General features: G+C 66.8%; 22 protein-coding genes. 11 read left to right on the forward strand and 11 right to left on the reverse strand.

All coding sequences use genetic code 11. The features are described 5' to 3' along the window. Positions 1-3: 3 nt before the first annotated feature. The 3 genes from PAM7066_RS04485 (at position 4) to PAM7066_RS04495 (ending at position 3359) form a co-directional block, all read left to right on the forward strand. Positions 4-675 (forward strand): type 1 glutamine amidotransferase, encoded by a 672-nt coding sequence (locus PAM7066_RS04485; RefSeq protein ID WP_085852948.1) that lies wholly within the window; start codon positions 4-6, stop codon positions 673-675. Beyond that, complete coding sequence (locus PAM7066_RS04490) at positions 672-2027, forward strand: glutamine synthetase family protein (protein WP_085852949.1); 1356 nt, start codon at positions 672-674, stop codon at positions 2025-2027. The genes PAM7066_RS04485 and PAM7066_RS04490 overlap by 4 nt, the downstream gene beginning before the upstream one ends. A 96-nt stretch (positions 2028-2123) precedes the next feature. Further along, positions 2124-3359 carry a multidrug effflux MFS transporter gene (locus PAM7066_RS04495; RefSeq protein WP_085852950.1) on the forward strand — a complete coding sequence of 412 codons (1236 nt, stop codon included), beginning with the start codon at positions 2124-2126 and terminating at the stop codon, positions 3357-3359. Here PAM7066_RS04495 and phaR read toward each other — a convergent pair. The 3 genes from phaR to PAM7066_RS04510 all read right to left on the reverse strand — a co-directional run bounded on the left by phaR (position 3356) and on the right by PAM7066_RS04510 (position 6545). After that, entirely contained in the window at positions 3356-3913 is a 558-nt protein-coding gene (gene phaR / locus PAM7066_RS04500) for a polyhydroxyalkanoate synthesis repressor PhaR (protein ID WP_085853284.1), read from the reverse strand. The genes PAM7066_RS04495 and phaR overlap by 4 nt on opposite strands. A gap of 127 nt (positions 3914-4040) precedes the next feature. Next, a complete protein-coding gene (locus PAM7066_RS04505; protein ID WP_085852951.1) occupies positions 4041-4496 on the reverse strand; it encodes a Phasin in 456 nt (151 codons plus the stop codon). Between the two features lie 255 nt (positions 4497-4751). Then, positions 4752-6545: a PHA/PHB synthase family protein gene (locus tag PAM7066_RS04510; protein ID WP_085852952.1), complete on the reverse strand. Its 1794-nt coding sequence runs from the start codon at positions 6543-6545 to the stop codon at positions 4752-4754. 142 nt (positions 6546-6687) lie between these two features. Between PAM7066_RS04510 and phaZ the strand changes: the two genes are divergently transcribed. Continuing rightward, positions 6688-8004 carry a polyhydroxyalkanoate depolymerase gene (gene phaZ / locus PAM7066_RS04515; RefSeq protein WP_085852953.1) on the forward strand — a complete coding sequence of 439 codons (1317 nt, stop codon included), beginning with the start codon at positions 6688-6690 and terminating at the stop codon, positions 8002-8004. 26 nt (positions 8005-8030) lie between these two features. Here the strand turns inward: phaZ and PAM7066_RS04520 are convergent, their stop codons facing one another. Next, complete coding sequence (locus tag PAM7066_RS04520; protein WP_085852954.1) at positions 8031-8999, reverse strand: alpha/beta hydrolase; 969 nt, start codon at positions 8997-8999, stop codon at positions 8031-8033. Further along, a complete protein-coding gene (locus PAM7066_RS04525) occupies positions 8990-9724 on the reverse strand; it encodes an alpha/beta fold hydrolase (RefSeq protein ID WP_085852955.1) in 735 nt (244 codons plus the stop codon). Before PAM7066_RS04525 ends, PAM7066_RS04520 begins: the two co-directional genes overlap by 10 nt. Before the next feature lie 194 nt (positions 9725-9918). Here PAM7066_RS04525 and PAM7066_RS04530 point away from each other — a divergent pair, with 194 nt between their 5' ends. Next, positions 9919-10383, forward strand: a complete 465-nt coding sequence (locus tag PAM7066_RS04530; protein ID WP_085852956.1) for a DUF4174 domain-containing protein — start codon at positions 9919-9921, stop codon at positions 10381-10383. Between the two features lie 4 nt (positions 10384-10387). On the opposite strand, the gene PAM7066_RS04535 is transcribed toward PAM7066_RS04530, so the two are convergent. From PAM7066_RS04535 to PAM7066_RS04555, 5 genes are read right to left on the reverse strand one after another with little or no spacing between them, the layout of a single operon-like run. Further along, complete coding sequence (locus tag PAM7066_RS04535; RefSeq protein ID WP_090928748.1) at positions 10388-11314, reverse strand: ornithine cyclodeaminase family protein; 927 nt, start codon at positions 11312-11314, stop codon at positions 10388-10390. 60 nt (positions 11315-11374) lie between these two features. After that, positions 11375-12202, reverse strand: coding sequence for a metal ABC transporter permease (locus PAM7066_RS04540; RefSeq protein WP_085852957.1), 828 nt, complete (start codon positions 12200-12202; stop codon positions 11375-11377). Then, complete coding sequence (locus tag PAM7066_RS04545; RefSeq protein ID WP_085852958.1) at positions 12199-13053, reverse strand: metal ABC transporter permease; 855 nt, start codon at positions 13051-13053, stop codon at positions 12199-12201. The genes PAM7066_RS04540 and PAM7066_RS04545 overlap by 4 nt, the downstream gene beginning before the upstream one ends. Further along, positions 13050-13853 carry a manganese/iron ABC transporter ATP-binding protein gene (locus tag PAM7066_RS04550; protein WP_085852959.1) on the reverse strand — a complete coding sequence of 268 codons (804 nt, stop codon included), beginning with the start codon at positions 13851-13853 and terminating at the stop codon, positions 13050-13052. Before PAM7066_RS04550 ends, PAM7066_RS04545 begins: the two co-directional genes overlap by 4 nt. After that, positions 13850-14737 carry a metal ABC transporter substrate-binding protein gene (locus tag PAM7066_RS04555; RefSeq protein ID WP_370738077.1) on the reverse strand — a complete coding sequence of 296 codons (888 nt, stop codon included), beginning with the start codon at positions 14735-14737 and terminating at the stop codon, positions 13850-13852. The genes PAM7066_RS04550 and PAM7066_RS04555 overlap by 4 nt, the downstream gene beginning before the upstream one ends. Positions 14738-14857: 120 nt before the next feature. On the opposite strand from PAM7066_RS04555, the gene PAM7066_RS04560 reads away from it, so the two are divergent. Together PAM7066_RS04560 and gph are read left to right on the forward strand one after the other, a co-directional pair. After that, positions 14858-15292, forward strand: coding sequence for a Fur family transcriptional regulator (locus tag PAM7066_RS04560; RefSeq protein WP_085853286.1), 435 nt, complete (start codon positions 14858-14860; stop codon positions 15290-15292). Further along, positions 15292-15933, forward strand: coding sequence for a phosphoglycolate phosphatase (gene gph, locus PAM7066_RS04565; RefSeq protein WP_085852961.1), 642 nt, complete (start codon positions 15292-15294; stop codon positions 15931-15933). The genes PAM7066_RS04560 and gph overlap by 1 nt, the downstream gene beginning before the upstream one ends. On the opposite strand, the gene PAM7066_RS04570 is transcribed toward gph, so the two are convergent. Next, positions 15930-16808 carry a DMT family transporter gene (locus PAM7066_RS04570; RefSeq protein WP_085852962.1) on the reverse strand — a complete coding sequence of 293 codons (879 nt, stop codon included), beginning with the start codon at positions 16806-16808 and terminating at the stop codon, positions 15930-15932. The two genes, gph and PAM7066_RS04570, sit on opposite strands and share 4 nt — an antisense overlap. Positions 16809-16979: 171 nt before the next feature. Between PAM7066_RS04570 and PAM7066_RS04575 the strand changes: the two genes are divergently transcribed. The 4 genes from PAM7066_RS04575 (at position 16980) to PAM7066_RS04590 (ending at position 20745) form a co-directional block, all read left to right on the forward strand. Beyond that, entirely contained in the window at positions 16980-18023 is a 1044-nt protein-coding gene (locus tag PAM7066_RS04575; RefSeq protein WP_085852963.1) for a C4-dicarboxylate TRAP transporter substrate-binding protein, read from the forward strand. A gap of 61 nt (positions 18024-18084) precedes the next feature. Further along, positions 18085-18603, forward strand: coding sequence for a TRAP transporter small permease (locus PAM7066_RS04580; protein WP_085852964.1), 519 nt, complete (start codon positions 18085-18087; stop codon positions 18601-18603). 1 nt (position 18604) lies between these two features. Further along, a complete protein-coding gene (locus PAM7066_RS04585; protein WP_085852965.1) occupies positions 18605-19945 on the forward strand; it encodes a TRAP transporter large permease in 1341 nt (446 codons plus the stop codon). 5 nt (positions 19946-19950) lie between these two features. Then, a complete protein-coding gene (locus tag PAM7066_RS04590; protein WP_306456056.1) occupies positions 19951-20745 on the forward strand; it encodes an IclR family transcriptional regulator in 795 nt (264 codons plus the stop codon).

The following is a 20745-nucleotide window of genomic DNA, read 5'->3' on the forward strand; positions in this document are numbered from 1 at the left end:
GCCATGCGCATCGGCCTTCTCCAATGCGGCGCGATCTTGGAGCCCCTCGCCAAGCAGCACGGGGATTATCCACAGCTTTATGCACAGCTTGTCGGACCCGGTTTCGACTGGAGCGTGTTCCGCGTCTTCGAGGGTGACGTGCCAGACGACCCCGAGCTTTGCGACGGCTGGCTGGTGTCCGGCTCGCGTCACGGCGCCTACGAGGGGCATGACTGGATCGAGCCGCTGGAGGCGCTGATCCGTGACATTCACGGGCGGCGGCCGCTGGTCGGTATCTGCTTCGGCCACCAGGTCGTGGCTCAGGCCCTGGGCGGCCAGGTCGAGAAGTTCGCCGGCGGCTGGTCGGTAGGGCGGCGCGCCTATGACTGGCAGGGCGAGATCGTTCACCTGAACGCCTGGCACCAGGACCAGGTGATCCGCCCGCCAGAGGGGTTCGAGACGATCATGACCAACGACTTCACCACCCATGCCGGGCTGTCCTGCGGGAAAACCCTGACGATTCAACCGCATCCCGAGTTCGACGCGGGCTTCATCGCCGGCCTGATGGACCAGGTGGGCCGTGGCACCGTGCCCGAGCCCCTACTCGCCGAGGCCGAGGCCACCCTGCCCCAGCCGACCGACAACGCCATGACCGGCGCGCGCCTCGCCACCTTCTTCCGGGACAATGCCCGATGACCGACTGGCTGGACCAGGCCCCCGAGGCAGCGCGCCTGTACCTGAACGGCAAGCGCCCGGAAGAGATCGAGTGCATGGTCTCGGACCTGCCGGGGATCGCCCGCGGCAAGGCGATGCCTGCGGGCAAGTTCGCCCGGCAGTCGCGGTTCTTCCTGCCCCGGACGATCTTCCACCAAACGATCACCGGTGGCTGGGCCACCGTCCCCGTCCCCGAGGACGCGACCGAGCCCGACATGATCCTGACGCCGGATTACTCCACAGCCACGGCCGCGCCCTGGACCGCCGACCGGACGCTGCAGGTGATCCACGACATGGAGTTGCAGGAAGGCGGTCCCGTCCCCGCAGCCCCACGCAACGTGCTGAAGCGCGTCGTGGCGGCCTATGAGGCGCGTGGCTTGACCCCTGTCGTGGCGCCCGAGATGGAGTTCTACCTCGTCGCCCGCAATACCGATCCCGGCCATGCGATCGAACCGATGATCGGCCGCACGGGCCGTGCGGCGGCGGCGCGGCAGGCGTACTCGCTGTCCGCGGTGGACGAATATGGCGGCGTGATCGACGACATCTACGACTTCGCCGAGGCCCAAGGATTCGAGATCGACGGCATCACCCAGGAAGGCGGCGCCGGGCAGCTCGAGATCAACCTGCGCCACGGCTCGCCGGTGAAGCTGGCCGACGAGATCTTCTTCTTCAAGCGCCTGATCCGCGAGGCCGCGCTGCGCCACAATTGCTTCGCGACCTTCATGGCCAAGCCGATCGAGAACGAGCCCGGCTCGTCCATGCATATCCACCACTCGATCATCGACGCGGACGGGCGGAACATCTTCTCGGGGCCGAACGACGAAGAGACCGACGCCTTCCGCCACTTCATCGGCGGGTTGCAGCACCACCTGCCCTCGGTGACGGCGCTACTTGCACCTTACGTCAACAGCTACCGCCGCTACGTTAAGGAATTCGCCGCGCCCGTGAACCTGGAATGGGGGCGCGACAACCGGACGGCCGGCCTGCGCATCCCGATCGCGGAACCACAGGCGCGCCGGATCGAGAACCGCATCGCGGGGATGGACTGCAACCCCTATCTCGGGATCGCCGCGTCCCTGGCCTGCGGCCTCCTCGGAATGGATGAGCAGCGCGAGCCGCGCGAGGAATGCAACGGTGACGCTTATGACAGCGACCAGGGCGTGCCGCGCGGCCTGTTCGATGCACTGGAGCTGTTCGATAGCGCACATGCGCTGCACGACTTGCTGAGTCCCGAATTCGCGAAGGTCTATTCAGTCGTCAAACGCACGGAATACGACGAATATCTGCAGGCCATCTCTCCGTGGGAGCGGGAGCACCTTCTCATCAACGTCTGAGCGTTGCACCAGGCGCATGGCTCACATGACCGCCATGCCATTGACGCAGGGGCGAAATGGGTGAAGGGGAAGCCTCCCATCCGAGAAGGATCCGCGATGACCGTCGCCAGCAACTCCGAGACACCGGCGGGCCCGGCCCTGTCCTATGTCGAATTCGTCGGCATGATCGCGTTTCTGATGGCGCTGAACGCGGCTGCCATCGACATCCTGATCCCCGCGCTGACGACGATCGGCGACAGCTACGACGTCACCGACTCCAACGCGCACCAGTTCGTCATCACTTCCTACGTCTTGGGCTTCGGTGCCGCGCAGATCGTGTACGGACCGCTGGTCGACAGGTTCGGCCGCAAGTCGATCCTCCTGGTCGGGCTTCTGATCTACATCGCCGGTGCCTTTGGCGCCATCTGGGCGCCCACCTTCGGCGCGCTGCTTGCGATGCGCCTGGTGCAGGGCATCGGCGCCGCCGCAACCCGCGTGGTGGCGATGGCGCTCGTGCGGGACCGCTTCGACGGCGCACGAATGGCGAGTGTCATGTCGCTGGTGATGATGGTCTTCATGATCATGCCCATCGTCGCCCCCAATATCGGGGCGCTGGTCCTCGCCTTCGGCGCCTGGCACGAGTTGGGCATCGTGATGGCGCTGATCGGCGTAGCAGCGCTGGTCTGGACGTCGATCCGGCTGCCCGAGACCCTCGATCCCGCGGATCGTCGGCCGCTGACCGGAAAGCGCGTGGCAGAGGCGTTCCGCATCGTCGTGTCGAACCGCATTGCCGCCGGCTATACCGCTGCCATGGCCGCGTTCTTCGGGGTCCTGTTCGCCTTCATCAACCAGGCCGAACAGATCTACACGCGCACATATGGCCTGGGTGACAGCTTCACCCTGTATTTCTCGCTGGTCGCCGCGTTCATGGCCGCGTCGAGCTTCGCGAATTCGCGCCTGACCCGGCACTTCGGCGTTCGGCGCCTGTCGCAGACCGCCCTGGTGGCGTTCATCATCATCGCCGCCGCCCACCTGGGACTCGCGATCGCCTATGGCGGCGTGACCCCGTTTCCCCTCTTCATGGGCATGTTCATCCTGATGATGTGCTGCTTCGGCTTCGTCCCGCCGAACCTCAACGCGCTTGCCATGCAGCCGATGGGGGCCGTCGCCGGCGTGGCCTCGGCCGTGCTCGGCACCGCGCAGACCCTGGGAGGCGGCATCCTGGGCGCGGCAGTGGCCTATTTCTACGACGGCACCCTCGTGCCGCTGCTGAGCGGCTTTCTCGTGTTGTCGGTCGCCTCCTTCGCCCTCGTCGCGGTAGCCGAGCGCGGACGGATGTTCGGGCCCGACTAACCGTTCATTTTCTTCAGGACGGCCTGCATCTCGGCGAGCTGGCGGCGGATCTCATCGAGTTCCTCCTCCTTCTCGCGCACCTCTTCCACGGGGACGGTCTGGCCGGATTCGGGTCCGGTCGAGCCTGCAGCACCCGTCCAACCGCCGGTCATCGCCTTCAGGAACGCCTCTTGCTGCTTCTGCACGGCACCGAAGCCGGGCATGACGGCCATCGGTCCCAGCATGTTCGCTTGGCCCTTGCGCAGCATGTCGAAGGACATCTTGAGGAATTGCGGAACGACCGAGTTCGCCTGCGTCGTGTAGGATCGAACGAGATCGGTCAGCACCTCGATTGGCAGGACGCTTTCGCCCTTCGATTCATGTTCGGCGACGATCTGCAGAAGGTACTGACGGGTCAGGTCGTCCCCGGACTTGAGGTCGATGACGTTGACGTCGCGACCCTCGCGAATGAACCCCGCGATATCCTCGAGCGTCACGTAGTCGCTGGTCTCGGTGTTGTAGAGCCTGCGGCTCGCGTATCGCTTGATCAGAAGCGGCTTTTGCTCTTCCGGCATGGCATTGCCCCCCATGCGCCTTGTGTCTCGAGTCGAGCCTAGGCGCATGAATCGCAAAAAGAAAGGGCGGACCGAGGTCCGCCCTTTCTCACGTCGCCGATGGTCGGACGACGTATTTTTCGTAGCCTTACTTCGCGGCGGCGGTCGAGCGCTTGGCGGCCGAGGTGGCGTCGCCAGTGGCCTTCTTCGCGGCGGCGGTCAGGTCCTCCGAGACGTCCTTGCCGGCGGCGAGCATCAGCTCGACCGTCTCCATCTGGACCTTCTTCGCGACTTCGGCGAATTGGGCCATGGTCTCGGCGGTCACTTCGGCCTGGGCCGACGCGAAATCGGTCATGGCCTTGCCGTAATCGGCGGGCTCTTCACGGACGACGACGGCGGCGTTCATGCGCTTGAGCGTGTCCTGGGTCCACTTGGACGAAATCTCGTGCGACTTCTCGGCGGCTTCGAGCGTGACGCGGGACATCTTCTCGCCGAAGCTGGCGTAGGACTTGAACGCGTCCTGGAAGGCCGACATGTCGGTCGGCATCGAGGACATCATCTCTTGCATCATCTTGGTGTAGTCGGTGTTGGTCTTGGTCGCCATAATTCAATCGCTCCAATTCGGTGTGTCGGGCTGTGTGTGTGCGGGCGGGGCGGTGCATCGCCCTCTCTTGTCTTGTGTGATACTCATATTGTGCCGCGCTGCGGCATTACAAGCCCGTTTTCTGCGCTGCGGCAAAAAAAGTTCCGTTGGGTAACCCCGGCGATCCGGCCTGATCCATCGCATACATGTCCCGGAATCTTCGACTGGCGCAACAAAAGGCGCCGCACGACTTTCGCGCGTGCAGCAGCGCCCAGTTCAGGTGAGAGGCTTCTCGACCACGTAGGTTCCCGGGGCATCGCAAAGCCCCTCTTCCGGGTTCCGCGCCTCGACCTTGCGCCCCGACCGCTTTGCCAGCCACTCGCCCCACCGCATCCACCACGTACCGGAGTGGAACTCGGCAGCCGTCTGCCAGTCCTCGGGAGAACCGTTCCAATCGCCATTCGTGTAGTGGCCATACTTCTTCTTCGAGGGCGGATTGACGATGCCCGCGATATGCCCGGACTCCGACAGAAGGAACGTCTTGGACCGCGAGCCCATCTTCTGAAGCCCACGATACGAGCTTTTCCAGGCCGCGATGTGGTCCGTCTCGCAGGCGATGCCGATCAGGGGCACCTTCACGTCCTGCAGTGTCACTGTCTCGCCAAGGATCTCGAACCCGTCCATTGCCAGCCGGTTCTGCTGGCAGAGCCCGCGGAGGTATTCAATCGCCATGTCGCGCGGCAGGTTCGTCCCGTCCCCGTTCCAGAACAGCAGGTCGAAGGCGGGTGGAGTCTCGCCCATCATGTAGCTGCGGATGGCCGGGCGATAGATCAGGTCGTTCGACCGCAGGAACGAGAACGTGCGGCTCATGTAGAAGCTGTCGAGGTAGCCCGCGCGCTTCACCTCTTCCTCGATCCCGTCCACGAAATCGTCGTCGAGGAAAACGCCCACATCGCCCTGGTCAGAGAAGTCCGTCAGCGTCGTGAAGAAGGTGGCGGACTTCACGCTTTTGTCGCCGCGCTTCGACATCAGCCCCAGCGTGATCGCCAGCGTGGTGCCTGCTATGCAGTAGCCGACGACATTGACCTGGTTCTCGCCGGTGATCTCCTTCACCTGGCCGATCGCCTCGAGGAACCCTTCCTCGACATACTCGTCCATGCCCACTTCGGCGTAGTCGGGACCGGGGTTCTTCCAGCTGACCACGAACAGGGTGAAGCCCTGTTCGACGATCCAGCGGATCAGGCTGTTCTTCTCTTTCAGGTCGAGGATATAGAACTTGTTGATCCATGGCGGGAAGATCACGAGCGGGGTCTTGTGCACCTGCTCGGTCGTCGGCGCGTACTGGATCAGCTCGAACATGCGGTTGCGATGGACGACCTTGCCGGGCGTGGTGGCCAGGTCCTCACCCACCGTGAATGCGTCGGGATCGGCAAGCGTGACGACCAGCTCGCCGTTGTTGCGCTCGAGGTCGCGCACGAGGTTCTCCAGACCGTCGACGAGGCTCTGCCCCTCGGTCTCGACGGCGCGGGCCAGCGCTTCGGGATTGGTGCCGAGGAAATTCGCAGGGCTCATCATGTCCACGATCTGCTGGCTGAAATACTCCAGCCGCTTCTTGTCCCGCTCGGCCAGCCCGTCGATCGAGGCGACCGCACTGCTCACAAGCTCGGCATTCATCAGGTATTGCTGCTTGACGTAGTTGAACATCGGGTGGTTCTCCCAGAGCTCGCCCGAGAACCGCCCGTCCGAGCCGGTCGCGTCGGGCGGCGGGGTGAAGTCGCCCTGCATCATCCGCGACTGCGCGTCGACATAGTGTGTCATCGTCTTGCCCCAGTAGTCGATCTGCGTCTGCATGATCTTGGCCGGGTTCTCCATCATCTCGCGCATGTAGGCGAGGCCGGCCTTCGCGTAGAGCTCCTGCGCGGGGCCCTGCAGCGACTTGGGCACCTGCCGCTTGTTCGACATGACCGTCGCCAGGCGGGCCGAAAGAACCTCGAGCCGCGCGATGTTTCGCGCCATTGCCTCGGAATGTTGCGAAAGATTTGTACCTGTTTCGTGATCCTTCGTTGCCATGGCCCCCTCCCGTCCTTTAATGCTGCACAGCAGCAGGCTCTGTTGCGGCCGCTCGGAACGTCCGGGCGTCGTCGTCCACAAGTGTGACCCTAGCAGAGCCGATCGCTATTTAAATAGTGGGCCCGTTTTTGAAGGACCTTTCATGTACAACATGTTCGCCTACGATATCATGGAGACGATGCGCGTCACGAACCAGTGGCTCGGCGCGTCAGCTCAGGCCCTCGGGTCGTATCCCGTCCACGGACTGGCACCGAATCCGATGTTCCGGATGCTGTCCGCGTGGGGCGACGTGACCGAGCGCAGCTTCGACCGGATGGTCGCGCGTCCGGACTGGGGGATCGACACGGTCGTCGGCGAGGACGGCCGCGATCACGTGGTCGAGGTCGAGATTGTGCAGAAGCGTGATTTCGGCGACCTGATCCGCTTCCGCGTCCAGGGCCGCCCCGAAAGCCAGCGCAAGGTGCTGATGGTGGCGCCCATGTCGGGGCACTATGCCACGCTCATGCGCTCGACCGTGGCGTCGCTGCTGCCCGATTGCGAGGTCTACGTCACCGACTGGCACAACGCGCGCGACATCCCCGTCTCGGCCGGCAAGTTCGATGTCGAGGATTACACCCGCTACGTCGTCGATTTCCTGCGCAAGATGGGGCCCGACACCAACCTCGTCGCGGTCTGCCAGCCGGTGCCGCTGGCCCTTGCCGCCGTGGCGTGGCTGGCCGAGCACGAGCCGAAAGCCCAGCCCGCCTCGATGACGCTGATCGGCGGTCCGGTGGACCCGGACGCCAACGCGACCGAGGTGACCGATTTCGGCCGCCGCGTGACGATGGGCCAGCTCGAGCACCTGGTGATTCAGCGGGTCGGCTTCAAACATGCCGGTGCCGGCCGCTCGGTCTATCCGGGGCTGCTGCAGCTTTCGTCGTTCATCTCGATGAACCTCGATACCCATACCACCGCCTTCCGCGACCAGATCATGAAGGTTGCCAAGGGCGAGGCCGGCGATCACGACCGCCACAACAAGTTCTACGACGAATACCTCGCCGTCATGGACATGCCGGCCGAGTTCTACCTGTCGACGGTCGAGCGGGTGTTCAAGAACCGCGAGATCGCCCGCAACGTGTTCGAGATCGAGGGACAGCGCGTCGACATCTCGAAGATCAAGGAGGTGGCGACGATGATCGTCGAGGGCGAGAACGACGACATCTCGGCCCCCGGCCAGTGCCTCGCGGCGATGGATCTTCTGACGAACCTGCCGGCCGCGAAGACCAAGACCCATCTCGAGCCGGGCGCGGGGCATTACGGCATCTTCGCGGGCCGCTCCTGGCGCAACAACATCCGGCCGCTGGTCCTGGACTTCATCGACGACAATGCGGGTCGCCCGGCCAACCGCAGGCCGGCGAATGGCACGGGTCAGGCGGCCGATACCTCCACGCTCGAGGAAAGTGGACCGACCCCGGTCTGAACGGGGCGCGCAGCCGGCGCTCCGCGTCAGATGCTGCCCATCCAGTCGAGGATTCGCGCCACGACGACGGCTGTCGCGGCGGGGCTGAGGATATCGCCCGCGAGGACATGGTTCATCGGGTCGATGCCCTCGCCCGGCGGGATCTCCATCATCGTGACGGGGCCACCCCACTCGGCGGTCTCGGCCCGGATCGCTGCGGGGCTGACGACCTCGTCCTCTTCAGAGTAGATCACCAGTAGCGGCGCCTCCGCCGCCGACAGGTCCAGCGCACGCGCCCGCACCACCGCGGCCTGCATCGGGATGGTGGCGACGGTGGGATAAGTCTCGGTCCAGTAGCGCGCGTGCAACTCGTTCATCGGCTCGAAGCCACGCGTCCTGCCGGCGAGCAGGGGCACCCACTGGCGCGCGAAGGGCCATGTCAGCATCTGCGCCGCCCTGTTCCGCAGCCCGAAATTCGGCGAGATCATCACATGCGCGTCGATCCGCCCCATCGTGACCGGGTCGGCGGCGGCGATGGCCGCCAGCGTCGCGCCCGTGGACGTCGAGATCACCAGAACCCGGTCGCCGATCCGTTCGGCCACGGCGATCGCTTCGGCCACGTCGCGCCCCCATCCGGCGGTCGACCCCGCGGCCATGTCCTCGGCGTCGCGCCCATGGCCCTGGAACCGGGTGTAGAAGAGGTTCGCCCCCAGGGCCGCGGCGACCAGTTCCGGCACCGGGCGGATCTCCTCGGACGATGCCGAGAAGCCGTGCAGGTAGACCACCGACCACGCGGTGCGTTCGCCCGGTTCTCCCGCCCAGTCGACGCGCTTCTCGGTGCCCTCGACGATGTCGTTGAACCGCGCCTCGCGCCGTTCGAGGTGCCGCGAGACATTTGTCCCGATATCGATGGCATCGGGCGACGGCAGGCGGTTCATCACCGCACCCGGGGCGTAGTAGAACACGGCCGCGGCCGCTGCGACGAGGAAGCAGAAGACCGCCGCGATCACGCGCACGCGAGCACCTCCTCGACCGTCCGTTCGATCAGCTCGAGGCAGGCGTCGTCGGAAAAGCGGTGGTCGGCCCCTTTGACGAAGGTCAGGCGCACGTCGCCGGCCAGGTGGTCGAGCAGCCGCAGGGCAGTCTCGCGGCTGACATCGGCGTCCTCCGTTCCCTGCAACAGGCGGACGGGGCCGAACGGGGCGACTTGCTCGCGCAGGACGAGCTGCGTCCGCCCGTCCTCGATCAGCCGGCGGGTGATAACGTAGGGCTCGTCGTAATCCGACGGCAGGCTGACCTGCCCGTGCTCGGCCAGCTCGGCCCGCTGACCCTCGTCGAAGCCGGCCCACATGCTGTCCTCGGTGAAGTCCGGCGCCGCAGCAATGCCGACAAGCCCCACCACCCGGTCGATGGCGCGCGCGACAAGCAGCGAGACCCAGCCCCCCATGGAAGAGCCCACCAGCACCACCGGCCCCTCGGTCAGCGCCTCGATCGCGTCGATCGCATCCTGCGCCCAGTCCCCGATCGAGCCGTCCTCGAAGGCCCCCGACGACTGGCCGTGGCCGGAATAGTCGAACCGTAGGAAGGCCCGGCCGGCGCCGCCGGCCCATCCTTCTAGGTGCACGGCCTTCGTGCCGTTCATGTCGGACTTGAATCCACCGAGAAAGACGACCCACGGGCCCTTTCCGGTCGTGCGATGATAGGCGATGCGCCGCCCGGTACGTGTGTCGAGATATTCCATGCCGTGGACCGTCACGCGCAGGTGCGACCTCGTCAAGCCGGATCGCGGAACGGAAACGCGGCCGCGCAGCGATACGCCGAACCCCACTGGTACCGCCCCTTGGACCGATGCGAAAATCACCCCGCGCGCTTGTGATCGTGCCCCACTGTCGCATAGGGCTTCGCGAAGTGCCCGCGGCCCCCTACATTCCAGTCATGTTCAGACACATCCTCTTGCCTGCCCTGCTTTCGCTGCTGCCGCTCATGGCCGCCCCCCTCGCCGCGCAGGAGGCCGACGATGCCGTCGCCCGCTGGCGCGAGGATCCAACCACCGTGTTCGAGGCGGCCGAGATCGACCTCGATGATTTCCTGTGGATCGCGCGCCCGGTGGTGGTTTTCGCCGACGCACCGCAGATGCCGGCCTTTCAGGAGCAGATGGATCTGATCGCGGACCGTCCCGAGGAACTCGCCCGCCGCGACGTGGTCGTCGTCACCGATACCGACCCCGCTGCGATGAGCGACATCCGCCGCAACCTGCGGCCACGAGGCTTTCAGCTGACCGTCATCGGCAAGGATGGCTCGGTCGCGTTGCGCAAGCCGTTCCCCTGGGACGTGCGCGAGATCACCCGCTCGATCGACAAGATGCCGATGCGCCAGCGCGAGATCCGCGAGGGAAGCTGACCGCTCAGGCCACCGAGGCGATGTAGCGCGCGACCATCAGGTCCAGATGCGCGCCGCCTCCGTTCTTGAACACTGTGATCTCGTCGTCCGAGCGGCGCCCCGCACCCCCCGACACGAGGTCGTGGAAATCGCCCCGCACGTCCTCGGGCGTGATGACGCCGGCCGCGATGGGGATGCTCAGTTCGCCGATATGCCCGATGGTCGTCTCGCGGCTGTCGACGAACAGCGACCCGCCCGAAATGAGCGCGTCGTCGGCCTCGCGCATGTCGGGCTTGAAGGCGCCGATCAGGTCCACATGCGTGCCGGGCGCGATCCACTTGCCCCTCAGGACCGGCTCACGCGCCATCGTCGCGGTCGAGACGATGTCGGCATGCCCCGCGGCCCTCGCCAGATCGTCCACTGCCGCGACCGAGGCGGAATGCGAAGGAAACTCGTCCGCCAGCGCCTCGGCCTGCTCGGGCCGGCGCGACCAGATCGAGATCCGCTCCAGGGACGGGAAGGCGGCGCCGTAGGCCAGGATAAGGCTGCGCGCGACCGTCCCGCCGCCGACGATCAGCAGCTCGACCGGGTCGGGGCAAGCCAGCAGGCGCGCGCCGAGGATCGAGTCGCCGGCCGTCTTGAACTCGGTCACGAGGCGGCTGTCCACGATGGCCTCGAGGTGCCCATCCTCGGGCGAGAAGACGAACATCGCCCCCTGCACCGTCGGCAGCCCCCGGTCCGCGTTGCCCGAGAACACGGTGACGGACTTCACGCCATAGCCCAGCCCCTCGACATAGGCGCCCCGCGTCAGGAGCGTGCCGTCCGAAGGGCCGAGGAACAGGTCTCCGATCTGTGCGCGGGGGCGGGTATGGCCGGCGCGGATCGCCTCCATCGTGTCGGTCCAGGAGAGGCGCGGCCGGGTGGCGTCGTAGGTGATGATGCGGGCGTCCAAGGGTACCTCCGTGTTTGCCCCAGAGAGCCACGCACACGGGGGGAATGTCGATAGCCGGACCTAAGCGGCGGCCGCGCCCCGCAGCGCACGGTTGAGGAACGCGGCAACGAACAGCGCCGTCAGCACCAGGATCGCGGTCGGCGCGGGGGCACTGTCGAGGAAGAACGACAGGTAGGTACCAAGCAGCATCGACCCCATGCAGGCCAGCACCGCCACGATCAGCATGCCCCGGAACGTCCGCGCCGTCAGGAAGGCGATGGCGCCGGGCGCGATCAGCAGACCGATCGCCAGGATCAGCCCCGCCGCCGAGAGGGTCGCGACGATGGTCAGAGACAGCATCGCGAGCATCCCGTAATGCAGCCACCCCACGGCCAGCCCCGAGGCCCGCGCCTGCGCCGGATCGAACGCGTGCAACAGCCAGTCGCGCCACTTGAGCAGAATCGCCCCCCCGACCCCGGCCGAAATCGCGGCGGCGGTCCATAGTTCCGACGTCGAGACGCCCAGCATGTTGCCGAACAGGATGTGATCTAGATGCACGCCCGTCTCGACCGACACGAACAGCACGATCCCCGCCGCGAACATCCCCGAATAGACGACGCCCAGCACCGTGTCCGGCTTGACCCGGGAATTTCCCGTCAGGAACCCCGTCGCCACGGCGCAGGCCATTCCGGCCGCGAAGGCGCCGACGATCAGCGGCAGGCCCAGGATGTGCGCCAGGACGATGCCGGGCAGCACCGCGTGGCTGATCGCGTCGCCCATCAGCGCCCAGCCCTTCAGGACCAGGAAGCACGAGAGCAGCGCCGCCGGCACCGAGACGACCGCTCCGATCAGGAAGGCCGTACGCATGAACGGGAACTGGAATGGAAGAAGAAGCGTCTCGGCGTTCATGTCGCGCCCTCCCCCGCCGCGGCGCGGCGGCGGGCGGCCAGCATCCCGTGCTTCGGCGCGAAGGCGAAGGCGACAAGGAACAGGAGCGTCTGGAGCGACACGATGATCCCGCCCGTCGCACCGTTCAGGAAGTAGCTCGCCCAGGCGCCAAGGAAGGCACTCCCCGCGCCGATCGCGATCGAACACAGGATCAGCCGGGGAAATCGGTCGCACAGAAGGTAGGCCGTGGCGCCGGGCGTCACGACCATGGCGACCACCAGGAATGCCCCCACCGTCTGCATCGCCGCAACGACACTGGCCGAAAGCAGCACGAAGAACATGGCCTTCAGTGCGCCGACCGGAAGGCCGATGCTGCGGGCGTGCGCCTCGTCGAAGAAGGTGACCATCAGGTCCTTCCACTTGGCCGTGAGTAGGGCCAGCGAAACGATCCCGATGATCGCCAGCTGCACGGTGTCTCCGGGGGTGATCGCCAGGATGTTGCCCATGGTGATCGTCTGGACCGAGACGGCCATCGGGTTCACCGACACGAGGAAAAGCCCCAGCCCGAAGAACGACGTGAAGATCATGCCGATGATGACGTCGATCTTCAGTCCCGATCGGTTCGACAGGAACAGCATCGCGCCAGCCGCCAGCCCTCCGGACAGGAACGCGCCCAGCGCGAAGGGCAGGCCCAGCATGTAGGCCCCTGCCACCCCCGGCACGACCGAATGGGAGAGGGCGTCGCCGATCAGCGACCAGCCCTTGAGCATCAGGTAGGCCGACAGGAATGCGCAGACCGCGCCCACAAGGGCCGAGACCCACATGGCGTTGGTCATGTAGGTGTAGGCGAAAGGCTCGAAGAGCACGCTCATTCTGCGACCATGCGCTGCCGCGCCTCGGGCGCCGGATCGCCGGGCAAGGCGAAACGGCGGAGCGCGCCGCCGAACGCGGCCTCGAGGTTCGCGCGGGTGAAGACCTCGGAGGTCGGGCCCTGGGCAAGGACGGTGCCTCGGATCAGCGCAACCCGGTCGCAGTATTGCGGAACGGACCCCAAGTCGTGGGTCGAGACCAGCATGACCCGCCCCTCGGCCCGCAGCTCGCGGATCAGGGCGATGATGGCTTCTTCCGTCCCGGCATCGACCCCCGTGAACGGCTCGTCCAGCAGGATGACCTGCCCGTCCTGCGCCAGCGCGCGGGCCAGGAAGACACGCTTGCGCTGGCCGCCCGAAAGCTCACCGATCTGGCGGTGCCGAAACGCCTCCATCCCGACGCGGCCCAGCGCCGTGTCCACGGCCGCCCGGTCGGCCGGTCTCGTGCGGCGCAGGAACCCCATATGGCCGTATCGGCCCATCATCACCACATCCTCGACGAGGACGGGAAAGCTCCAATCCACCTCTTCGGCTTGCGGAACGTAGGACACGAGGTTCTGGCGCAGCGCGTCGCGGACGGGCAGGCCGAGGATGCGAATCCGCCCGGACGCCAGCGGCACGAAGCCCATGAACGCCTTGAAGAGGGTCGACTTTCCCGCACCGTTCACCCCGACCAGCGCCGTGACGCTTCCCCGCGGCGCCTCGAGGCTGGCGTCATTCAGCGCGGTGAGGCCGTTGCGGTAGCTGACCGTCACGCCCTCGGCCATGAGGCCGGGTGTGCAGGGGGCGCTTTCGACGCTCATCGGTCGGCCCGGGTCAGGCCGTCGGCCACCGTCTCGGCCGTGACGCGCAGCAGGTCCAGGTAGGTGGGCACCGGGCCATCCGGGGCCGACAGCGAGTCGACATGAAGCTCGCCCCCATAGGCCGCCCCGGTCTCGCGGGCGACCTGCTCGGCGGGGGCGGTGTTGACGGTGCTTTCGCAGAAGACGACAGGGATTTCGTGTTCTCGCACCCCGTCGATCACCGCACGCACCTGCTGCGGCGTACCCACCTGATCGGCGTTCATCGGCCACAGGAACAGCTCTTGCATCCCGAAATCGCGGGCGAGGTAGCTGAACGCGCCCTCGCAGGTCACCAGCCAGCGCGCCTCTTCGGGCAGCGCGCGGATGCGGGCGCGCAGGGGCGCGATGGTGCGCGACAGCTCGTCCTTGTAGGCCGCCGCGTTGGCGGCATAGGCCTGGGCGTTCTCGGGGTCGTGCTCGGACAGGGCGGCGGCGATGTTGTCGATATAGACCCCGGCGTTCTCGAGCCCCATCCACGCATGGGGGTTCGGCGCGCCCTCGTATTCCCCCGTCGCAATCGGGATCGGGTCGATGCCGTCGCTCAGCACAGCCGAGGGAACGTCGCCCAGGTTGTCGAGGAACTGCTCGAACCACAGTTCGAGGTTCAGTCCGTTCCACAGGATCAGGTCGGCCCCCGAGGCGCGCACGAGGTCCTGCGGCGTCGGTTCGTATCCGTGGATCTCGGCGCCCGGCTTGGTGACCGACACGACCTCGGCCGCGTCGCCGGCGACGTTCTGCGCCATGTCGGCAAGAACCGTGAAGGTGGTCACGACCTTCAGCTTGTCCTGCGCCAGGACAGGTGTCGCAACGGATGCGAGAAGAAGGGTCAGGATGCGGATCGGCACGGGCGGTTCTCCGGTTGGGTGCTCCAGTTGCATTTAGGAACCGTTTGCAGGTTTCAACCAGTTGCGAACGATTTGCAAGTACGTCTTGATGCCGGCCCCCACCCGTTGCATTACGATGCCATGTCCAACCCAGCCGAACGCGCCGAGAAACTGACCGATGCCCTGCGCGAAAGCGGCATCCGCCTCACGCGGCAGCGCAGGCTGTTGCTCGACATCGTTTCGCGCTCGGACGACCATCCCGACGCGGTCGAGCTGCACCGCCGCGCGACCGACCAGATGCCGGGGATCTCGCTGTCCACCGTCTATCGGACGCTCAGCGCGCTCGAAGAGCATGGGGTCGTCCAGCGGCACCAGTTCCAGAACGACACCGCCCGGTTCGAGCCGGCGGACGGGGCGCATCATGACCACATGATCGACCTCGACAGCGGCGAGGTGGTCGAGTTCCACTCGGACCAGATCGAGCGGCTGCAATCCGAGCTTGCCGCCGAGGCGGGCTACGAGATCGTCGCCCACCGGATGGAGCTCTACGTCCGCAAGATCGACAAGGAGGGTTGATGGCCCGGATCGTCTTCGACCTCGACGGCACGCTGGTCGACTCGGCCCCCGACATTCGCGCCGTGGCGAATTCGGTGCTGGCAGAGGAAGGCGGTGCGCCGCTGTCCTTGGCCGAAACCGTCGCCTTCATCGGCGAAGGCACCTCTGTCTTCGTCGCCCGGATGCGCGCCGCCCGCGACATTCCCGACACCGAACAAAAGCGGCTGCACGCGGCCTTCCTCCCCCGTTATCAGGGCGCCGTCGAGCTGACCGAGATGTATGACGGTGTGACGGATGCCCTGCGTGCGCTGATCGATGCAGGCCATGTGCTTGGGCTCTGCACGAACAAGCCCGAAGGCCCCGCCGACGCCGTCCTGCGACATTTCGGGCTGGAGGACCTGTTCGCCACCCGCATCGGTGGCGACAGCCTTGCCACCCGCAAACCCGATCCCGCGCCCCTTCACGCCGCGCTCGACGCCCTGGGCGACGGGCCGAGCCTTTATGTCGGCGACAGCGAGACCGACGCCGAGACCGCCGCGCGGGCCGACGTCCCGTTCCTTCTGTTCACCCGCGGCTATCGGAAGGCGGCAGTCGAAACCCTGCCCCACCGCGCGGTTTTCGAGGATTGGGCCGCCCTGCCCGGTCTTGTTGCCGCGCTCTAGCGGCCCCGGTCCGAACGGCCCGTAACCACTGCCAACCCGCCCAGGATCAGCGCCACGCCCAGCGCGCTTTGCAGCGTCACCGGCTCGCCCACGGCGAAGGTCGCCAGCAGCCACGCGGTCACCGGCTCGGCCAGGGCCAGCGTCACCGCGGTCGACGCCGCCACCCGCGTCAGCCCCCAGGTATAGAGCGCATAGGACAGCCCCGTCGCCGCGACGCCCAGGAACGCCAGCGCGCCCCATGCCATCGGTCCCACGATCCACGCCGTCGGAACCATGAACAGGACCGGAGCGGTGAAGACGGCCGCCACCGCGAAGGTTGCCGCCGCAAGGGTCGTGCTCGGCGCGCGATGCCCGATCGCCGAGGTCGCCAGCGAGTACGAGGCGTAGGACGCCCCCGCCAGCAGCGCGAGCCCGACGCCAACGAGCGACCCGGCCGGACCGCCCCCCGACAGCGACAGGATCGCCACGCCCAGCACCGACACGGCTTGTCCGGCCAAGCGGACGGGCCCCGGCCGCCGTCCTGCCACGGCAACCTCGTAGAGCGTCGCCCAGATCGGCGCGCTGCCGATGGCGATGGCGGTGCCCGGCCCGACGCCGGCCTTCGTCACCGCCCAGAAGAAGAAGAGGTTGTAGAGGCCGATCGAGACGCCCGCGAACAGGACGCCCCGCCAGGGCAGGCGGTGCCACGCGCGGCGGCTCGCCGGATCGGCCATGGCAAGGACAAGAAGCGCCACCGCGCCGAAGATCAGCCGTAGCGCGCCCACGGCCAGCGGCTCGCGCAGGGGTGGCAGCAGCGTCTGCACCGTGCCGGTCGTGCCCCACAGAACAGCGGCCGCGATGACCGCGGCCACCCCGAGGGATCTGTGGGTGGTCATGCCGCTTCGGCCCCCCTGTCGGACGTTCCTGCCCGAGTGCCACGACCCGCCGCGCCCCGCAACACGGACGCCTTGGCGCATGGCCGTTTACAAACGGACGCGGCCTCTCTAGCATTCGATATATTGAAACTCGGTTCTGCACTGCGGAACACGAGGTCAAGGGAGGAAAACATGACCAAGTTTCTGACGACGGCAGCTCTTGCGCTTGCCTTGGGCACCGGCGCGGCCGCTGCCCAGACGACGCTCTTCTTCGGCGAGGCGGGCCCGAACCGCGGCGCGCGGGCCGATGCGATCAACTTCTTCGCCGACGAGGTCGAGCGCCTGTCCAAAGGCGATCTGACCTTCGACATCCAGTGGGGTGGCGCACTCTTCAAGGCCGAGGCGGCAAAGTCGGGCATCGCCGACGGCGTGGCCGACGCGGGCACCATCATCGCCGTCTATTTCCCGCAGGAGATGGCCGGCTACGGCATCGCCGACCTGCCGATCAACAACCCCGACCCTTGGGTCGGCATGAAGGCGACGGACGAGCTGATGCGCTCGAACGAGCAGATCCAGCAGAACCTGGCCGATCAGAACCTCGTCTATATCGGCACGTTCACCACCTCGCAGATCAATGTCGGCTGCAAGGGAGCGACCATTGATTCGGTGGACGATATCGCCGGGCTGAAGGTCCGCGGCGTCGGCGCCTACGGGCAGGCTTTCGCGGACCAGGGTGCGAACCTCGTGTCCATGTCGATCTACGATGCGTACCAGGGCATGGATTCCGGGCTCATCGACTGTTCGCAGGGCTACAGCTACGTCGTTCCCGCCCTCCAGTGGCAAGAGATCATCGACAGCTACACGATCTTGAACTGGGGCCAGGTTGGCGCGCTTGGCGTGTTCATGAACAAGGACGTGTTCGACGGCCTCAGCGAGGAAGAGCAGACCTGGCTGATGGAAGCCGGACGCGCGATCCCCGACGAGCTGGGCGAGATCCTCTCGGTCGAGAACGACGCCGCCGTGCAGATGATGCGCGATCAGGGCATCGAGGTGGTCGAACTGCCCGAGGCCGAGCGCGAGAAGCTCGTCGAGGCGGGCTCGACCTACGTGGACCAGTGGCAGCAGACGGCCGCGAATGTCGGCATCGACGGCGAAACGCTGATGTCCGAGTACCAGTCGCTGATCGACCAGTACACGCAGGAAGTCGAGGACCAGGGCTACCCCTGGACCCGCTGATCCTTGCCGCCCGCACCCCCGTGGTGCGGGCATCCTCTGACATCCTGAACGAGAGGCCGTCATGCTTCGCTGGACCGAGCGTTTCCTGCTCGACCTTGCCGCCGCCGCGATCGCCGCGCTCGGGCTGCTGATCTCGCTCAGCGTCCTTCTGCGCGCGACGCTGAACACCGGCGTCCCCGACACCGTGGTCATGGTGACCGAGCTGATGGTCGCCGCCATCGTCCTGCCGCTGGCCGCGACCGTGGCCGCGCGGGCGAACATCGTGGTGGAGGTCCTCAGCCAGCATTTCCCGCGCCGGGTGCAGGACTGGCTGGTGATCTTCGGCGGCGTGGTCGGCCTCTTCGCCCTGCTGCCGCTGATCTGGGCCGGCTGGAAAGAGGCGCACAGCGCCATCCAGGGCGGCGCCTTCTACTTCGGGCAGCTCAACCTGCCGAAATGGCCGGGCCGGGTGATCTTCCTCTTCGGCGTCAGCGTCTGCTGGCTGCGCCTCGCGATACAGGTCGCGCAGGACATTCGCACCGTCGCCGACGGCCACCACATCGAGACCGGGGCCGAACACAGCCTCATGGAGGAAGGCTGACATGGACGGCACCCTCGTCGGCATCGTCGCCTTCGCGGCGGTCATCGGCCTTCTGGCGATCCGCGTTCCCATCGCCTTCGCTCTCGCGGCGGTGGCGACCGTCGGCACCTTCGTCATCTTCGCGTTCCGCACCGGTGCCTTCACGCCGGAACGGGCCTATCGCCCCACGTCGAGCCTCGTCTTCTCGAACTCGTTCGACCTGATCCACAGCTACGACCTGTCGATGATCCCGCTGTTCGTGGCGCTGGGCCACATCGCCTACCGGGCCGAGATCACGACGGCGATCTACCACGCCGCCCGCGTCTGGCTGGCCAAGATCCCCGGTGGGGTCGCGATGGCCAGCGTCGTCGGCTGCGGCGGGTTCTCGGCGATCTCGGGCAGTTCCATCGCCTGCGCCTCGACCATGGGGCGCATCTGCTCGCCCGAGATGCTGGCCATGGGCTACGACAAGCGCCTCGCGACGGCCTCTGTCGCGGCAGGCGGCACGCTGGGGTCGCTGATCCCGCCCTCGGTCCTGTTCATCATCTACGGCATCTTCACCGAGACCTCGATCTCGGCCCTGTTCCTTGCCGGGGTGCTGCCGGGTATCCTCAGCCTTCTGGGGTTCCTCTTCGTCATCTGGCTCTGGGTGCGCAGCCGGCCGCAGGACGCCCCCCGCTACGAGGGCACGATCACCGGCGCCGATCGCTGGAGGGCGGCCGTGAGGGCCTGGCCCGCCGCCGCCCTCTTCGTCGTCATCGTCGGCGGCATCTATGGCGGCGTGTTCACCGCGACCGAGGCCGCCGCCGTGTCCGTCGCGCTGGTCACGATCACCGGCTTCGCGCAGGGCAAGCTGACCCTCGCCAGCTTCTGGGCCGCGCTGCGTGAAACGGCAATTCAGACGACCTCCATCTTCCTGATCGCCGCGGCCGCCAAGATCTTCGTAGCCTTCATCGCGCTGACCCGCGTCGCGCCCGAGATCGTCGGCGCCGTCACCGACGCCGAGCCAAACGTCGCCGTCCTGATGATCGTGATCGCCCTGATCTACCTGGCGCTCGGCATGTTCCTCGACCCGATCGGCATCATGGTGCTGACCCTGCCGCTGATGGTGCCGCTGGTCGAAAGCTACGGCCTCGACCTGATCTGGTTCGGTGTCGTCGTGGTGAAACTGCTGGAAATCGGATTGATCACGCCGCCCGTGGGTCTGAACGTGTTCGTCATATCCTCGGTCGTCGGTAAGGAGGTTCCGATCGACCGCATCTTCTCGGGCCTCGTGCGGTTCTTGTCGATCGACATCATCGTTCTTGGCATCATCATGGCCGTGCCCGCCCTGTCCCTCCTGATCCCGGCGACGATGCAATGAAGGACATGTCCGATACCGACCGCCGCTTTGCCACCACCCTCGCCCGGGGGCTGTCGGTCCTGCGCGCCTTCCGCCCCGCCGATGACGGCCTCGGGAATGCCGAGATCGCCGAGCGCACCGGCCTGCCGAAAAGCACCGTCTCGCGCCTGACCTACACGCTGCACAGCCTGGGCTACCTGACCCATGCCCGCCACGGCGAACGCTATCGCCCCGGTCCAGCGCTGCTGGCACTTGGCAACGTCGCGGCGGCCTCGATCGGTTTCGTCGAGCTTGCCGGCCCGATCATGCAGCGCCTCGCGGACGAGACGCGGACGCTGGCGCTCCTGGGTGTGCGCGACCGGGGGCGGCTTCTGCTGACCAAGGTGTGGCGGCCGGCCGGGGTGTCGTCGATCTGGCTCGACGTGGGACACCGGGTGCCGATCCGGGGGTCGTCCTCGGGGGCCTGCTACCTTGGCGCACTGCCGCAAGAAATGCTGCCCCGCGTGGTGGACGAGGCGCAGGGCGACCGTGGCCTGACGAGCGAAACAGCCGCCGCGATCCGCGCCAGCGCCTATGACCAGCTTTTCGCGCGGGGCTTCGCGATCACCGATCCGGCCGAGTATTTCGCGGCGAACATCCACGCCGTCTCGACCCCGTTCCACCCCCGCGACCTCAGCGAGCCCGTCGTCTTCACCTGCGGCGCCTTGCCCGAGGACCTGACCGTCGCCCGGATGGAAGCCGAGGTCGGCCCCGCCCTGCGCGCCGCGGTGCGCGAGCTTGAAACCGCCCTGGGCCACGCCCCCGGCCCCGCCCGGCGATGA

Source organism: Palleronia marisminoris, assembly GCF_900172315.1.
Taxonomy (GTDB): Bacteria; Pseudomonadota; Alphaproteobacteria; order Rhodobacterales; family Rhodobacteraceae; genus Palleronia; species Palleronia marisminoris.

Excerpts from the sequence above, each read along its gene's own strand:
- PAM7066_RS04490 (WP_085852949.1), top strand. The coding sequence starts at position 672 with ATGACCGACTGGCTGGACCAGGCCCCCGAGGCAGCGCGCCTGTACCTG.
- PAM7066_RS04530 (WP_085852956.1), top strand. The coding sequence starts at position 9,919 with ATGTTCAGACACATCCTCTTGCCTGCCCTGCTTTCGCTGCTGCCGCTC.
- PAM7066_RS04510 (WP_085852952.1), bottom strand. The coding sequence starts at position 6,545 with ATGGCAACGAAGGATCACGAAACAGGTACAAATCTTTCGCAACATTCC.
- phaR (WP_085853284.1), bottom strand. The coding sequence starts at position 3,913 with ATGCCGGAAGAGCAAAAGCCGCTTCTGATCAAGCGATACGCGAGCCGC.
- phaZ (WP_085852953.1), top strand. The coding sequence starts at position 6,688 with ATGTACAACATGTTCGCCTACGATATCATGGAGACGATGCGCGTCACG.
- PAM7066_RS04560 (WP_085853286.1), top strand. The coding sequence starts at position 14,858 with ATGTCCAACCCAGCCGAACGCGCCGAGAAACTGACCGATGCCCTGCGC.
- PAM7066_RS04540 (WP_085852957.1), bottom strand. The coding sequence starts at position 12,202 with ATGAACGCCGAGACGCTTCTTCTTCCATTCCAGTTCCCGTTCATGCGT.
- gph (WP_085852961.1), top strand. The coding sequence starts at position 15,292 with ATGGCCCGGATCGTCTTCGACCTCGACGGCACGCTGGTCGACTCGGCC.
- PAM7066_RS04485 (WP_085852948.1), top strand. The coding sequence starts at position 4 with ATGCGCATCGGCCTTCTCCAATGCGGCGCGATCTTGGAGCCCCTCGCC.
- PAM7066_RS04550 (WP_085852959.1), bottom strand. The coding sequence starts at position 13,853 with ATGAGCGTCGAAAGCGCCCCCTGCACACCCGGCCTCATGGCCGAGGGC.
- PAM7066_RS04545 (WP_085852958.1), bottom strand. The coding sequence starts at position 13,053 with ATGAGCGTGCTCTTCGAGCCTTTCGCCTACACCTACATGACCAACGCC.
- PAM7066_RS04580 (WP_085852964.1), top strand. The coding sequence starts at position 18,085 with ATGCTTCGCTGGACCGAGCGTTTCCTGCTCGACCTTGCCGCCGCCGCG.
- PAM7066_RS04505 (WP_085852951.1), bottom strand. The coding sequence starts at position 4,496 with ATGGCGACCAAGACCAACACCGACTACACCAAGATGATGCAAGAGATG.
- PAM7066_RS04525 (WP_085852955.1), bottom strand. The coding sequence starts at position 9,724 with ATGGAATATCTCGACACACGTACCGGGCGGCGCATCGCCTATCATCGC.
- PAM7066_RS04575 (WP_085852963.1), top strand. The coding sequence starts at position 16,980 with ATGACCAAGTTTCTGACGACGGCAGCTCTTGCGCTTGCCTTGGGCACC.
- PAM7066_RS04495 (WP_085852950.1), top strand. The coding sequence starts at position 2,124 with ATGACCGTCGCCAGCAACTCCGAGACACCGGCGGGCCCGGCCCTGTCC.
- PAM7066_RS04570 (WP_085852962.1), bottom strand. The coding sequence starts at position 16,808 with ATGACCACCCACAGATCCCTCGGGGTGGCCGCGGTCATCGCGGCCGCT.
- PAM7066_RS04590 (WP_306456056.1), top strand. The coding sequence starts at position 19,951 with ATGTCCGATACCGACCGCCGCTTTGCCACCACCCTCGCCCGGGGGCTG.
- PAM7066_RS04585 (WP_085852965.1), top strand. The coding sequence starts at position 18,605 with ATGGACGGCACCCTCGTCGGCATCGTCGCCTTCGCGGCGGTCATCGGC.